The 15,662-nt window shown below is 53.4% G+C and carries 12 protein-coding genes; 9 read left to right on the forward strand and 3 right to left on the reverse strand.

Going from position 1 to position 15,662, the window contains the following annotated elements; all coding sequences use genetic code 11:
• The first annotated feature begins 177 nt into the window (after nt 1-177).
• The gene (locus tag DXA74_RS04380; protein ID WP_233550458.1) at nt 178-1,134 is read left to right on the forward strand and encodes an alpha/beta hydrolase; all 957 of its coding nucleotides are present in this window, start codon (nt 178-180) and stop codon (nt 1,132-1,134) included.
• 77 nt (nt 1,135-1,211) lie between these two features.
• On the opposite strand, the gene typA is transcribed toward DXA74_RS04380, so the two are convergent.
• Entirely contained in the window at nt 1,212-3,014 is a 1,803-nt protein-coding gene (gene typA / locus DXA74_RS04385; RefSeq protein ID WP_118525614.1) for a translational GTPase TypA, read from the reverse strand.
• A gap of 350 nt (nt 3,015-3,364) precedes the next feature.
• Here typA and DXA74_RS04395 point away from each other — a divergent pair, with 350 nt between their 5' ends.
• Nucleotides 3,365-4,600 (forward strand): site-specific integrase, encoded by a 1,236-nt coding sequence (locus tag DXA74_RS04395; RefSeq protein ID WP_004291422.1) that lies wholly within the window; start codon nt 3,365-3,367, stop codon nt 4,598-4,600.
• An 11-nt stretch (nt 4,601-4,611) separates the two neighbouring features.
• Nucleotides 4,612-4,974, forward strand: a complete 363-nt coding sequence (locus tag DXA74_RS04400) for a hypothetical protein (protein ID WP_004291423.1) — start codon at nt 4,612-4,614, stop codon at nt 4,972-4,974.
• A 77-nt stretch (nt 4,975-5,051) separates the two neighbouring features.
• Here the strand turns inward: DXA74_RS04400 and DXA74_RS04405 are convergent, their stop codons facing one another.
• The gene (locus DXA74_RS04405; RefSeq protein WP_004291424.1) at nt 5,052-5,357 is read right to left on the reverse strand and encodes a helix-turn-helix domain-containing protein; all 306 of its coding nucleotides are present in this window, start codon (nt 5,355-5,357) and stop codon (nt 5,052-5,054) included.
• 31 nt (nt 5,358-5,388) lie between these two features.
• Entirely contained in the window at nt 5,389-5,688 is a 300-nt protein-coding gene (locus DXA74_RS04410) for a helix-turn-helix domain-containing protein (protein ID WP_004291426.1), read from the reverse strand.
• Nucleotides 5,689-5,889: 201 nt separating this feature from the next.
• On the opposite strand from DXA74_RS04410, the gene DXA74_RS04420 reads away from it, so the two are divergent.
• From DXA74_RS04420 to DXA74_RS04445, 6 genes are all read left to right on the forward strand, one after another.
• Nucleotides 5,890-6,252, forward strand: coding sequence for a helix-turn-helix domain-containing protein (locus tag DXA74_RS04420; RefSeq protein WP_004304264.1), 363 nt, complete (start codon nt 5,890-5,892; stop codon nt 6,250-6,252).
• A gap of 3 nt (nt 6,253-6,255) precedes the next feature.
• Nucleotides 6,256-6,606 (forward strand): helix-turn-helix domain-containing protein, encoded by a 351-nt coding sequence (locus tag DXA74_RS04425; protein ID WP_004291454.1) that lies wholly within the window; start codon nt 6,256-6,258, stop codon nt 6,604-6,606.
• A 20-nt stretch (nt 6,607-6,626) separates the two neighbouring features.
• Complete coding sequence (locus DXA74_RS04430) at nt 6,627-8,198, forward strand: DUF3945 domain-containing protein (protein ID WP_004291455.1); 1,572 nt, start codon at nt 6,627-6,629, stop codon at nt 8,196-8,198.
• Nucleotides 8,199-8,258: 60 nt separating this feature from the next.
• Nucleotides 8,259-10,346: a type IA DNA topoisomerase gene (gene topB, locus DXA74_RS04435; RefSeq protein WP_004291456.1), complete on the forward strand. Its 2,088-nt coding sequence runs from the start codon at nt 8,259-8,261 to the stop codon at nt 10,344-10,346.
• Nucleotides 10,347-10,373: 27 nt separating this feature from the next.
• The gene (locus DXA74_RS04440) at nt 10,374-10,961 is read left to right on the forward strand and encodes a DUF1896 domain-containing protein (protein ID WP_004291461.1); all 588 of its coding nucleotides are present in this window, start codon (nt 10,374-10,376) and stop codon (nt 10,959-10,961) included.
• On the forward strand, nt 10,951-15,662 hold a 4,712-nt coding region (locus DXA74_RS04445), incomplete at its 3' end, for an N-6 DNA methylase (protein WP_118525616.1). The genes DXA74_RS04440 and DXA74_RS04445, both read left to right, overlap by 11 nt.

The following is a 15,662-nucleotide window of genomic DNA, read 5'->3' on the forward strand; positions in this document are numbered from 1 at the left end:
GCCTGAAATGATATTTGGTGCCTCGATTGCCTTTTGGGCAGTCGGGGCATTCTTGTTTTGTTCTCCCGTATCGTTTTTGTCTTGTATTGCTTATTTTGTTGCTTCTTTTGCATAGTCTCATCGTGAATTCAGAAATATCTTTGCATACGATAATTATATAAGGTAAAAGATATGTGTTTGAGAAGGTATTTGTTTTTGATGGTAGGAGCCTTTCTGATGCTTCCTGCCGGAGCTCAAAAAGAAACGGATAAAAGTAGAGAGGTCATCAAGGTGGAGATTTCTGAAGGGCAGATAGATGTCATCAGTGGAGTGGTTTATTCACAGATTACTTCTTTGCGTGCCAACCGCCCGTTGAAGATGACTTTGTTGATTCCGAGAACCAAAGAGCCGAAACCTGCCATTGTGTATTATCCCGGTGGCGGATTTACTTCGTCGGATTATGAAAAGTATATCGAAATGCGTATGGCTCTGGCCAAAGCCGGTTTTGTTGTGGCTGCTGCGGAGTACCGTACGGTTCCGAACCAGTATCCGGCTTTGGTTGTAGATGGAAAGGCCGCCGTGCGTTATCTTCGTGCGCATGCCGCTTCGCTGGGTATTGATCCTGCCCGCATCGGAGTCTTGGGGGATTCTGCCGGCGGTTATGTGGCTCAGATGGTAGGAGTGACCGGTAACGACAAGAGTTTGGATCTAGGTGATTTCCTGGATTATCCGTCCGATGTGCAGGCTGTTGCCACGATATACGGAATCAGTAATCTGATGAATATCGGTGCCGGTTTCTCGGAGCAGAGTCAAAAGGTACATGCTTCTCCGGCAGTGACCGAAGCATTGCTGTTGCATGGAGTCGCTTTCCGTAACTTTGAGGGAAGCAGTATTCTGAGTGATTCCGTAAAGGCCATGAAGGCCAGTTCCATGGGGCATATCCGTGAGAATCTGCCCCCGTTCCTGATTATGCACGGTACTGCAGACAATCATGTGTCTCCCCGCCAGAGTGAGCAGCTTTATGAGGCTCTGAAGGTTGCAAACAACGACGTGAAATATGTAGAAGTAGAAGGAGCCGGTCACGGCGACTTGTATTGGTTTCAGAAACCGATTATTGACAGGGTGGTAAACTGGTTTCAGGAAAAACTGAAATAAAGAGGAACTGAAAAAAACAAAATGCCCCGAACCGCATTCATCATCGGTTCGGGGCATTTTTATGATCAATCGTTTGATTAGTCTCTGTTGGCACGCTTGCGCTCGGTATGATCCAGAATGATCTTACGCATACGCATGCTCTTTGGAGTTACCTCCACATATTCATCCTCGCGGATGTATTCCAGTGCTTCTTCCAGAGAGAAGATGGTAGCCGGAATGATACGTGCTTTTTCGTCAGAACCGGAAGCACGCATGTTGGTCAACTGCTTGCTCTTGGTTACGTTTACTACCAAATCATTTTCGTGAATGTGTTCACCTACAATCTGTCCTGCGTAAACCGGATCCTGCGGTTCGATGAAGAATTTACCGCGGTCCTGCAGGTTGTTGATAGCGTAAGCAAAAGCAGTTCCGCTTTCCAATGCAATCATGGCACCGTTGCTACGACGTGAGATTTCACCCTTGTACGGCTGGTATTCCTTGAAGCGGTGTGCCATGATGGCCTCACCCTGGCTGGCTGTCAGCACGTTGGTACGCAGACCGATAATACCGCGTGACGGGATGTTGAACTCGATGTTTACACGGTCGCCCTGAGTTTCCATAGAGGTCATTTCACCTTTACGGCGGGTTACCATATCAATCATCTTGCTGGAGAACTCTTCCGGTACGTTGATAGTCAATTCCTCGATAGGCTCGCAACGCTCACCGTTGATTTCCTTGTAGATAACCTGTGGCTGACCTACCTGCAATTCATAACCCTCACGACGCATGGTCTCGATCAATACAGACAAGTGCAGCACACCGCGTCCGGAAACAACCCAGCGGTCAGTATAACCTTCCTGGAAAGCTACGCGCAGGGCCAGATTCTTTTCCAATTCCTTCTCCAGACGGTCGTTGATATGACGGCTGGTGCAGAACTTACCTTCCTTACCGAAGAACGGAGAGTCGTTGATGGTGAACAACATACTCATGGTCGGTTCATCAATGGTGATGGTTGGCAGTGGTTCCGGATTCTCATAATCGCAGATGGTGTCACCGATCTCGAAATTCTCCAGACCAACGATAGCACAGATGTCACCAGAAGAAACTTCTGCGATTTTCTGGCGTCCCATACCGGTGAAGGTGTGGATTTCCTTGATTTTGGTCTTTTCTTTCTGTCCGTCGCGGTGCACGATGGTGATATTCATACCTTCTTTCAAAGTTCCGCGGTGCACACGTCCCACAGCGATACGGCCTGTATAGTTTGAGTAGTCCAAAGAAGTGATCAGCATCTGTGGAGTTCCTTCCAGCTGTTCCGGTGCCGGGATATGCTCCAGAATCTGATCCAGCAGATACAGGATATTGTCCTGAGGCTGCTGCCAGTCCGGTCCCATCCAGTTGTTCTTGGCAGAACCGTAGATTACCGGGAAGTCCAGCTGCTCTTCGGTTGCGTTCAAATCGCACATCAGGTCGAACACCATTTCATAAACTTCTTCCGGACGGCAGTTTGGTTTGTCAACCTTGTTGATTACCACAATCGGTTTCAAACCGATTTCCAGTGCCTTCTGCAGTACGAAACGAGTCTGAGGCATCGGACCTTCGAAAGCGTCAACCAGCAGGATACAGCCGTCGGCCATATTCAGCACACGCTCCACCTCGCCACCGAAGTCCGAGTGTCCCGGAGTATCAATAATATTGATTTTGGTATCTTTATAGTTAATGGATACGTTTTTGGAGAGGATAGTGATACCGCGTTCGCGCTCCAATTCATTGTTATCCAACATCAATTCACCTGTCTGCTGGTTCTCACGGAACAAGTTTCCGGCCAGCAACATCTTGTCCACGAGGGTAGTCTTACCGTGGTCTACGTGGGCAATAATCGCAATGTTTCTAATATTCTGCATATTCTACCTAAAAATGATGATGCAAAGTTACTACAAAAAAGTGAAATGCGGAAAGATATAGTGATAGAATTGAGTTACAAGGGTTTTGGTTGAAGTGGCGATAATCCGTGAAGCCATTACAATCCCTGCCGAAGCCAAATCCTGACGCCGCTACGTTACTTGTTCGTAACCATGCCCGAAAATGCGACAAACGGGTACGAATAGCGAAACAAGGCTCTAAGGAATAGTGAGTTATCCATAACTCATGCGAAAAATCAGGTTACGGAAAAAGATTGCGCCGTTCCTCCCCGTTTTGCGTACCAACACCGGACTCTTCACCAACTAATTTTGAAACCCAAAAATTAAGGACAATCAAGAGTACATTTTCAGTAATCTACTACCTCAAGCGTCAGGTAGTGAAAAAGGACGGGACAGTTCCCGTCATGGGACGCATCACGGTGGACGGCAGCCAGACACAGTTCAGCTGCAAACTGACTGTCGATCCGAAACTGTGGGACACCAAAGGTGGACGTGTCACGGGCAGAAGCACGGCGGCACTCGAAACGAACCGTATGCTTGACAAGATGCGGGTACGCATCAACAGGCATTATCAGGAAATCATGGAGCGTGACAACTTCGTCACGGCGGAGAAGGTGAAGAACGCCTTTCTCGGACTGGAACACCGCTACCACACGCTGATGCAGGTGTTCCGCCAGCACAACGAGGACTACGAGAAGCAGGTGGAGGCAGGCATGAAAGCCAAAGGCACGCTGCTGAAGTACCGCACCGTTTACAAGCACATGCAAGAGTTCCTCGACATCCGCTACCATGTGAAGGACATCGCCCTAAAAGAGCTTACCCCGGCTTTCATCTCCGACTTCGAGATGTTCCTGCGCACGGACAAGCACTGCTGCACCAATACCGTGTGGCTGTACGTCTGCCCGTTACGGACGATGGTATTCATCGCCATCAACAACGAGTGGCTGACGCGCGACCCGTTCCGCGAGTATGAAATCAAGAAGGAGGAAACAACACGCAGTTTCCTGACCAAAGATGAGATCCGCCTGCTGATGGAGGGGAAACTGAAAAACGCCAAACAGGAATTGTACCGCGACCTCTACCTGTTCTGCGCCTTCACGGGGCTGTCGTTCGCGGATATGCGCAACCTTACGGAAGAGAATATCCGCACCTACTTCGACGAACACGAGTGGATAAACATCAACCGCCAGAAAACGGGCGTGGTGTCCAACATCCGCCTGCTCGACATCGCCAACCGCATAATCGGCAAATACCGGGGACTGTGCGGGGACGGCAGGATATTTCCCGTTCCGCATTATAACACGTGCCTTGCCGGTATCCGTGCCGTCGCCAAGCGTTGCGGCATCACCAAGCATATCACGTGGCATCAGAGCCGCCACACGGCAGCCACGACGATATTCCTCTCCAACGGTGTTCCCATCGAAACGGTCAGCTCCATGCTCGGACACAAGAGCATAAAGACGACGCAGATTTACGCAAAGATAACCAAAGAGAAGCTCAATCAGGACATGGAGAACCTTGCCGCAAGATTGAACGGCGTCGAGGAATTTGCAGGTTGCACCATCTAAAAAGAAAAGCCATGAAACGTGACACAATCATCATCGAGGACAAGGCAGTCAGCGTAACCGGTAACGACGTGTGGATGACCGCCACCGAAATAGCCGGATTGTTCCATACGACCGTCCCGGCAGTGAACGCCGCCATCAGAGCCGTCCGCAAGTCGGACGTGCTGAACGACTACGAGGTGTGCCGCTACATGCAGCTTGAAAACGGGCTGCACGCGGACGTGTACGCCCTTGAAATCATCATCCCGGTCGCTTTCAGGGTGAATACCTACAACACCCACCTGTTCCGCACATGGCTGGTGGGAAAGGCACTCTCACAAGAGAAACGGCAGACATACGTGATGTTCATACAGAACGGAAAAGCCGGGTATTGCTGATTGCACATACCCCATAAGACAAGTAAACGGGTAGCACCACAAAAGGTGTCACCCGTTTACTTTTTCATGAAACCGCCTCACTCCAGCGGCTTGCGGTAGTTCGCTTCCAGTACCCCGCGCAGCCCCGTTTCCGGGTAAAGCACCTTCCCTCCCAAAAGTATGAAGGGCAACACGCGGTTGTTGCGGTATTCCTGCAAGGTGCGCCGGCTCACACGGAGCAGTTCCGACACCTCGCCGTCCGTCAGGTAACGTTCCCCGTCCAGCGGAGGACGGTAGCTTTCCAGAAATGCGGACAGCCATTTCGAGCCTTTGCGCATATCCTGCACCACAGAGGCTATCGGCTCGTCTTCCATCGTAAAAACATCGTTGTTCTCGTTCATCATAACTTCGGATTCAGTGGGTGAATAAATCAAATCATCTGCCGTGCGGATAGAGCGTGCCGACAAGCGGTATCAGCCGCTTCACCTCCTCTGGCTTGTAATAGAACCTGCGGTTTATCTGCGAGTAGCCGATAAGCCGCCTGTCACGCAGCGTCTGCAACGTGCGCGGGCTTATTCTCAACTGCCCGCAGACCTCCTCGCCCGTGAGCCATCTTTCCATGCGCCCCGTGTCGCTTTTGCGCCTCAGGGCGGCGACCTTCTCCGAGAGTGCGCCGAATGCCGCCACCATCATCTCGAAAGTCTTTTTCTCGATAGATACTATTTCCATATTCATGTCATTTAGAGTTTGCCGCAAAGGTAACGAAACGGCATACAAGACGTATCGTTTTCCGCTGAAAGGCTGCCTGTTGCGCCGTTTGACCGGGTTACGGAGCCATCTTCCGCAAAAATCTTACGTGAGTCACGTAGTGAGTTGTTAAAGCCCCTTTTGTTTATTGCCGAATTTTGTCGCAGAAACAAAAAGAAAGGACTGAACATGAAAGTGATAACAATGGAAAGTTCCGCCTACAAGGAGATGATGGCGCAGATTGCGAACATCGCAGGGTACATCCGCGAGGCAAGGGACGAGAAGAAACGGAAGCGGGAAACCGAAGACAAGCTGCTTGACACGGCACAGGCGGCGAAGATGCTCAACGTGAGCAAGCGCACCATGCAGCGTATGCGCACCGACCACCGTATCGAGTATGTGGTGGTACGCGGAAGCTGCCGCTACCGCCTTTCCGAGATACTGCGGCTATTGGAGGACAACACAGTAAGGAACGAGGAAGGGACAATAGACACCCTGTTCCACAACCACACGCTGCGCACGGGCGGCAAACCAAAAGGAAGGAGGACATAGGTCATGGAACTGCTCACACGAAACAACTTCGAGGGCTGGATGCAGAAGCTGATGGAACGGCTCGACCGTCAGGACGAACTGCTGCTGGCGATGAAGGCTGAGGGGAAACAGCCCACTATCACGGAAAGCATCCGCCTTTTCGACAATCAGGATTTGTGCATGTTGCTCCAGATAAGCAAACGCACCCTCCAACGCTACCGCAGCGTAGGCGCATTGCCCTACAAGACGCTGGGCAAGAAGACCTATTACAGCGAGGAGGACGTGCTGACATTCCTTTCCAACCATATCAAGGACTTCAAAAAGGAAGATATAGCCTTCTACAAGGCTCGTATCCATAATTTCTTTCATAAATAACCCATTAAAACATTTTTCAGATGGCAAAGAAAAAAGACGAAAAGGACGTGCTGGTAGTCCGTGACGAGAAGACAGGCGAGATCAGCGTGGTAGCCGGGCTGAACGCGGACGGCACACCCAAGCGCACCCCCGCAAAAGCGGAGAACGCGCAGAGTTTCCTGCAATTCGACCGACATGGCGACGTGCTGGACAACTTCTTCAAGAACTTCTTCCGGCAGTGCAAGGAACCCAGCCGCTTCGGTTTCTACCGCATTGCGGCAGACCAAGCTGAAAATCTCTTAGAGGTGATGAAGCAACTGCTGAAAGACCCCGAAGCGAACAAGGAGCTGCTCGCCCCTCACAAGGTGGACACCTCCGACTATGAGAAGAAGGTGCAGGAAGAGATGGCAGCACAACAGACAGAGAAACAAGAACCTCAAAAACAGGAGAACATGGAACAACGGAAAGAACAGCAACAGGACAAATCCGAACAGATGCAGGGCAAACGTGGCTACCAGCCCATCGACGAGAGTAAAATCAACTGGCAGGAGCTGGAGGACAGATGGGGCGTAAAGCGGGACAACCTTGAAAAGTCCGGCGACCTTACGAAGATGCTCAACTATGGCAAGTCCGACTTGGTAAAGGTCAAACCGACCTTCGGCGGCGAATCATTCGAGCTGGACGCCCGCCTCTCCTTCAAGAAGGACGGTGAGGGAAACATCAGCCTCGTGCCGCACTTCATCCGCAAGGAGCAGAAGCTGGATGAGTACAAGGAACACAAATTCTCCGACAATGACCGGAAGAACCTCCGCGAAACGGGCAATCTCGGTAGGGTCGTGGACATTGTGGACAGGGAAACGGGCGAGATCATCCCCTCCTACATCAGCATCGACCGCAAGACGAATGAAATCACGGACATTCCGGCAAGCAGGGTGCGCATCCCGGAGCGCATCGGCAAGACGGAAATCACCACGCAGGAGCGGGACATGCTCCGCGCCGGACTGCCCGTACGCGACAAGCTCATCGAGCGCAACGACGGCAGAAAGTTCGTCACCACCCTGCAAGTGAACGTGGAGCAGCGCGGCGTGGAGTTCGTGCCGGGAACCGGCAAGTCGCCCCGTACCGCACAGACACAGGAAACCAAAGGCGACACATCGAAAAGTCAGGCGCAGGGCGGGGAAAATGCCGCACAGACCAAGAAGGAGCAACGCCGCAACACGTGGACGAACGAGGACGGCAGCATCCGCCCCATCAGCAAATGGAGCGGCGTGAGCTTCACCGACCAGCAGAAAGCCGACTATGTGGCGGGTAAAGCCGTGAAGCTGGAGAACGTGACCGACAAGCAGGGCTTCCATGCCACGATGTATATCAAGTTCAACCCGGAGAAGGGACGCCCGTACCGCTACGACACGAACCCTGACAATGCACAGCAGGTTGCTCCGTCCAACGAGAGCCGCACGCAGGTGGCGGTGAACAACGATGGCAAGACCAACGAGGCTACAAAGAATCTGAGAGAGCCGTTGCAGAAAGGTCAGACCAACCCGAAGGACGCCCGCCAGCAACAGCAGCAGGAGAAGCCGCAGAAGAAAACGGGCAAGGGCATGAAAATGTAATCCCGTGTCCGCCACTGAATCCAAAATAAAATCCAAAGTATCAACAAAAAAGAAGAAGACATGAAGACAATCATTGCAGAAAAGCCCTCCGTGGCACGTGAAATCGCCCGCATCGTGGGCGCGACAAAGAGAGAGGAAGGATATTTCGAGGGAGGCGGTTATGCCGTGACATGGGCATTCGGACACCTCGTTCAGCTTGCCATGCCCGACGGCTACGGCGTGCGCGGATTTGTCCGTGACAACCTCCCGATTATTCCCGACACATTCACGCTCGTCCCCCGTCAGGTCAGGACGGAGAAAGGTTACAAGCCCGACAGCGGCGTGGTGTCGCAGATAAAAGTCATCAAAAGACTGTTCGACACAAGCGAACATATCATCGTGGCGACCGATGCCGGACGCGAGGGAGAGCTTATCTTCCGCTACCTCTACCACTATACGGGTTGCACCACTCCTTTCGTGCGCCTGTGGATCAGCTCTCTCACCGACAAAGCTATCCGCGAGGGACTGCGGAAACTCGAAGACGGCAGCAAATACGACAACCTCTACCTCGCCGCCAAAGCGCGGAGCGAATCCGACTGGCTCGTGGGCATCAACGGCACACAGGCGTTATCCATCGCCGCCGGACACGGCACGTATTCCGTGGGGCGGGTGCAGACACCAACGTTGGCTATGGTATGTGAACGCTACTGGGAGAACCGCCGCTTTACGTCCGAAGCATTCTGGCAGCTCCATATCGCAACGGACGGTTGCGACGGCGAAGTCGTGAAATTCTCATCCTCCGAGAAATGGAAAGAGAAAGAACCGGCGATGGAACTATATAATAAGGTAAAGGCGGCAGGTTGCGCCACTGTCACGAAAGCCGAGCGCAAGGAGAAGACGGAGGAAACTCCCTTGCTCTACGACCTGACCACGCTCCAGAAAGAAGCCAACGCCAAGCACGGCTTCACGGCGGAACAGACGCTTGAAATCGCGCAGAAACTCTACGAAAAGAAGTTGATAACCTATCCGAGAACGGGAAGCCGCTACATCCCCGAAGACGTGTTTGCCGAAATTCCCAAACTGCTCGCTTTCATCGGCACACAGCCCGAATGGAAAGACAAGGTGCGGGCAAAAGCCGCCCCGACACGCCGCAGCGTGGACGACGGCAAGGTGACAGACCACCATGCCCTGCTCGTCACGGGTGAGAAACCGCTCTTCCTCTCCAAAGAGGACAATACCATCTATCAGATGATTGCCGGGCGCATGGTCGAGGCATTCTCTGAGAAATGCGTCAAGGATGTGACCACTGTCACGGCGGAATGTGCCGGAGTGGAGTTTACCGTAAAAGGCAGCGTCGTGAAGCAAACCGGATGGCGTGCCGTCTATGGCGAGGAAAAAGAGGAAATTACCATCCCCGGCTGGCAGGAAGGCGACACGCTGACACCGAAAGGCTCGTCCATTACCGAAGGAAAGACCAAACCCAAGCCGCTGCATACCGAAGCCACCCTGCTCTCGGCAATGGAAACGGCGGGCAAGGAAATTGAGGACGACGCACTGCGGCAGGCGATGAAGGACTGTGGCATCGGTACTCCCGCCACACGCGCCTCCATCATCGAAACGCTTTTCAAGCGCGGTTACATGGAACGCTGCAAGAAGTCGCTTGTTCCCACCGAAAAAGGACTTGCCCTCAATTCCGTCGTCAAGACGATGCGCATCGCCGATGTTGCCATGACGGGCGAATGGGAAAAGGAGCTGGCGCGTATCGAGCGCGGGGAACTGTCCGACGACACCTTCCGCAAGGAGATAGAGGCGTACACACGTGAGATAACCTCCGAACTGATCTCGTGCGACAAGCTCTTCGGCAGCCGTGACTCCGGCTGCGCGTGTCCCAAGTGTGGCACGGGCAGGATGCGGTTCTACGGCAAGGTGGTACGCTGCGACAACACGGAGTGCGGACTGCCCGTGTTCCGGCTGAAAGCGGGACGCACCCTGTCCGACGATGAAATCAAAGACCTGCTCACCGAAGGGCATACCAAGCTGCTCAAAGGGTTCAAGAGCAAACAGGGCAAGAGTTTCGATGCTGTTGTCGCCTTTGACGGGGAATATAACACGACTTTTGTGTTCCCGGAGGCTAAAAAGGACAAGAAATTTTCAGGACGGAAGAAATAGTATTAACTTTGCCACTTGTTCAGAGTAATGAATTGTTCTTCGATACCGGATTACACTCATACTTTGGATTTAGTGGTGGCACTCGGAGGGATACCGAGTGCCTTTTTCTTCCTTTTTCCAACCGATTATCCCGTTAATTATCAATCCGCTAAATCCAAAGTAATGAACAACAAGAAGAAAAACGAGGGTCAGACCGACTTTTCCTATTACGGTCTGTACCTGCTGGACTATCTCCGCACGAACAAGTTTGAACAGGCTGACGACACCGCTTTCATACGGGAACGGGCCGACCGTGCCGCCGAAACGTATGAGAGGGCACGGCTTGAAGGCTATCCCGCCGATGGTGCGCAGGAACTGGCGATGGACACGCTGCTGCGCGGGCTGCATTATTCCCGTTACGCCATCCTCCGCGAAGTCGTGGAAAACGAGTTTGCCGATGAAGTGCCGGAAGAGAAGCGTGAAGCCTTTGTCCTGAAACTGCTGCCGCTTGTCGGCAACGTGTTCTCCGTCTATGACCTCTCGGATGACAATTTCGCCCTGTCTTCCGATTACGACCTGCTCTACACGGAGCTGACGGGAGCAACCGTCCTTTACTTAGACGAATATGGCGTTTAACCGCAAACAGAAACTGCGGGACAACATCGAGGCGATACGGACGGCATTCATCCTTGACAGGGAAAATAGGACAGCGACAACCGAAGAGCGTGCCATACTTCAAAGGTACTGCGGTTTCGGCGGTCTGAAATGTATCCTCAACCCTGCAAAGGAACTGACGGATGCCGTCCGGTGGGCGAAATCCGACCTCGAACTGTTCGCCCCGACGGTGGAGCTGCACAGGCTTATCCGTGAGAACAGCAAGGACGAAACAGAGTACAAGCGGTTTGTGGATTCGCTGAAAGCGTCCGTGCTGACCGCTTTCTACACCCCCAAAGAGATAACCGACACCATCGCGGACGTGCTGGCAGATTACAGCGTCCGCCCCGCCCGTATGCTCGAACCGTCGGCAGGTGTCGGCGTGTTCGTGGATTCCATGCTGCGGCACAGCCCCAATGCGGATGTGATGGCTTTCGAGAAGGATCTGCTCACGGGTACAATCTTGAGGCATCTCTATCCCGACCAGAAAATGCGCACCTGCGGTTTTGAGAAAATCGAAAGACCGTTCAACAATTATTTCGACTTGGCGGTGTCCAACATTCCGTTCGGTGACATTGCCGTGTTCGACGCGGAGTTTCAGCGGAGCGACTCTTTCGGCAGACGCTCCGCCCAGAAAACCATCCACAACTATTTCTTTCTCAAAGGACTGGATGCCGTGCGTGACGGCGGTATCGTGGCGTTCATCACCTCGCAAGGGGTATTGAATAGCACCAAGACCTCCGTGCGTAACGAGCTGTTCAGTCAGGCCAATCTGGTATCCGCGATACGCCTGCCCAACAACCTGTTCACGGACAACGCGGGCACGGAGGTGGGCAGTGACCTGATTGTCCTGCAAAAGAACCTCAGCAAGAAGGAAATGTCGCAGGACGAGCGGCTGATGACCGTGATACAGACGGACACGAAAACCGCCCTGACCGACAACGCCTATTTCATCCACCACCCGGAACGCATCGTGCATACGATGGCGAAACTTGACACAGACCCCTACGGGAAGCCCGCTATGGTTTATCTGCACGAGGGCAAGGCAGCAGGCATCGCCGGGGATTTGCGCCGTATGCTCGACGAGGATTTCCATTACAGGCTTGCCATGCGCTTGTATTCGGGTTCAATCCGGCAGGCAGGAACGGAAGAAAAAGTTGCCGTTCAAAATAAAGTAGAGCGTCCTGCCATAAAATTGGAAACAGTATCCTCGGCGCAGACGGTGGAAACTCCGACAGAAAAGCCGCAACCCGCAGATGAAAAGCCGGAGATAGAGCCACGTCCGAAATATTCTGACGGTGTGCAGCTATCCTTGCTCGATCTCTGGGGGATGACGGAAGAAGTCAGCCAACAACCGAAAACCGCCAAAAAGAAAAAGGAGGCGAAAAAGGAAAGCTCGGCAAGGCGCGTTCTACCCAAGCCACAGGTGCATGTCACACAAAATGTTACGGCTGTGCCGACGGCTACCACCCCTAAGACTGTAACAGAGAACAAGGAGGCTAAAACGGAGAACACCGCCAAGCCTGCCGACCCGGACGACATCTATGCCACGTTGGACTGGGATACCAATCCTCCCATCAACGGCTTCTACGAGATGATGATGGATTTGACGCCGGAACGCAGGAAGGAACTTCGGGAACTGGCAAGGCAGCATAACGAGAAACAAGCGGCGGCGGAAAAGATGGAAGTGAAAGCCGTGCCGGACACTCCCCGTGAGCAACCACGGCAGGAGGAAACACAGCCGGAAGCAGTCACCGCACCTGCCGTTACAGATACCCCACCGGAAGCGGTGGCGACCTCCCTTTTCCCCGACATCGAAGCGGAGAAGCCGAAGGAAGAAGTCGTGGACCTTTCGCCGCGTGCCTACCACCGCACGCCGGAGATGCACCTGCGCGAAGGGTCGCTGGTGGCTGACAGGGGGCGTCATAACATCGGCTACCTGAAGGACATCACGCCATACGGGGCGACATTCCAGCCGCTCGACCTGAAAGGCTACCAGAAGGAGAAGGCGTTACAGTATGTTTTACTCCGTGACGCCTACGAGCGGCTGTACCGCTATGAATCGAACCTGCATGAAGCAAATGTCCCGTGGCGAGAGCATCTAAACACCTGTTACGATGAGTTTGTCATGCGCTACGGCAACCTCAACGCCAAGCAGAACGTGAAGTTAGTGATGATGGACGCGGGCGGGCGTGACATCCTTTCGCTGGAACGGGCGGAGAACGGGAAGTTTGTCAAGGCGGACATCTTCGAGCGTCCCGTTTCCTTCTCCGTGGAGAGCCATGCCAACGTCGGCTCACCCGAAGAAGCACTGTCCGCGTCGCTCAACAAGTTCGGCACTGTCGATCTCGACTATATGCGGGAGATAACCGACAGTACGGCGGAGGATTTGCTCACAGCCCTGCAAGGGCGCATCTATTACAATCCGCTCGTAACCGGTTACGAGATTAAGGACCGCTTTATTGCCGGAAACGTGATAGAGAAAGCGGAACGCATAGAGGCTTGGATGGGCGAAAACCCCGAAAGTGAACGTATGCCGGAGGTGAAGCAGGCGTTGGAGGCTCTGAAAGATGCCGAACCGCCGCGCATCGCTTTTGAAGACCTTGATTTCAATTTCGGGGAACGCTGGATTCCGACGGGTGTCTATGCCGCCTACATGAGCCGGCTGTTCGACACGGAGGTGAAAATCGCCTACTCTGCAAGCATGGACGAGTTTTCGGTGGCGTGCGGCTACCGCACCATGAAAATCACGGACGAGTTTCTGGTGAAGGGGTATTACCGTAACTATGACGGCATGCACCTTCTGAAACACGCCCTGCACAACACCTGTCCCGACATGATGAAGTCCATCGGCAGGGACGAGCATGGCAACGACATCAAGGTGCGCGACAGCGAGGGAATACAGCTCGCCAACGCCAAGATTGACGAGATACGAAACGGCTTCTCCGAATGGCTCGAAGAGCAGTCGCCACAGTTCAAGGAGCGGCTGACGACGATGTATAACCGCAAGTTCAACTGTTTCGTGCGCCCGAAGTATGACGGCTCGCATCAGACTTTTCCCGACCTCAATCTGAAAGGGCTGGCAAGCCGGGGCATCAGGAGCGTCTATCCCTCGCAGATGGATTGCGTCTGGATGCTGAAACAGAACGGCGGCGGAATTTGTGACCACGAGGTTGGAACCGGCAAGACGCTGATAATGTGCATCGCCGCGCATGAAATGAAGCGTCTGAACTTGGCGCACAAGCCGATGATTATCGGGCTGAAAGCCAATGTTGCGGAGATTGCCGCCACCTATCAAGCGGCATATCCCAACGCGAGGATTCTGTACGCTTCGGAGAAAGACTTTTCGACCGCCAACCGCGTGCGTTTCTTCAACAACATCAAGAACAACGACTACGATTGTGTCATTATGTCGCACGACCAGTTCGGCAAGATACCGCAGTCGCCGGAGTTGCAGCAGCGCATCCTGCAAGCGGAGCTTGACACGGTGGAGGAAAACCTCGAAGTGCTGCGCCAGCAGGGAAAGAACGTATCGCGGGCGATGCTGAAAGGTCTGGAGAAGCGCAAGCATAACCTTGAAGCGAAATTGGAGAAGGTGGAACACGCCATAAAGTCACGCACGGACGACGTGGTGGACTTCAAGCAGATGGGCATCGACCACATTTTCATTGATGAATCGCACCAGTTCAAGAATCTGACTTTCAACACGCGCCACGACCGTGTGGCGGGATTGGGGAACAGCGAGGGAAGCCAGAAGGCACTGAACATGCTCTTTGCTATCCGCACCATACAGGAGCGCACGGGCAAGGACTTGGGGGCGACCTTCCTCTCCGGCACGACTATCAGCAACTCGCTGACTGAGCTGTACCTGCTGTTCAAGTACCTGCGCCCGAAGGAGCTGGAACGGCAGGACATTCGATGTTTTGATGCGTGGTCGGCGATATTTGCCAAGAAGACAACGGATTTTGAGTTCAACGTGACGAACAACGTGGTGCAGAAGGAGCGTTTCCGCTACTTCATCAAAGTGTCGGAGCTTGCCGCCTTCTATAATGAAATCACGGACTACCGCACGGCGGAGGATGTGGGCGTGGACCGTCCCAACAAAAACGAGATACTGCACCACATACCGCCCACGCCGGAGCAGGAGGACTTCATACAGAAGCTGATGCAATTCGCCAAGACGGGCGACGCCACCCTGTTGGGCAGACTGCCGCTTTCGGAAACGGAGGAAAAGGCGAAGATGCTTATCGCCACGGACTATGCCCGGAAGATGGCACTCGACATGCGCATGATAGACCCGCATTACGAAGACCACCCCGACAACAAGGCGAGCCACTGTGCCAAAATAATCGCGGAGTATTATCAAAAATACGACGCGCAGAAAGGCACGCAGTTCGTTTTCTCTGACTTGGGGACTTACCAGCCGGGCGATGGGTGGAACGTCTATTCGGAAATCAAGCGCAAACTGACGGAGGACTACGGCATACCGCCAAGCGAGGTGCGCTTCATTCAGGAGTGCAAGACCGACAAGGCTCGGAAGGCGGTGATAGATGCCATGAACGCCGGGACGGTGCGTGTGCTGTTCGGCTCCACCTCCATGCTCGGAACGGGTGTGAACGCACAGAAACGGTGTGTGGCAATTCATCATCTTGATACGCCGTGGGTGCGACATGAAGTCGCATA

Source organism: Bacteroides sp. OF04-15BH (genome assembly GCF_003477995.1).
GTDB lineage: Bacteria > Bacteroidota > Bacteroidia > Bacteroidales > Bacteroidaceae > Paraprevotella.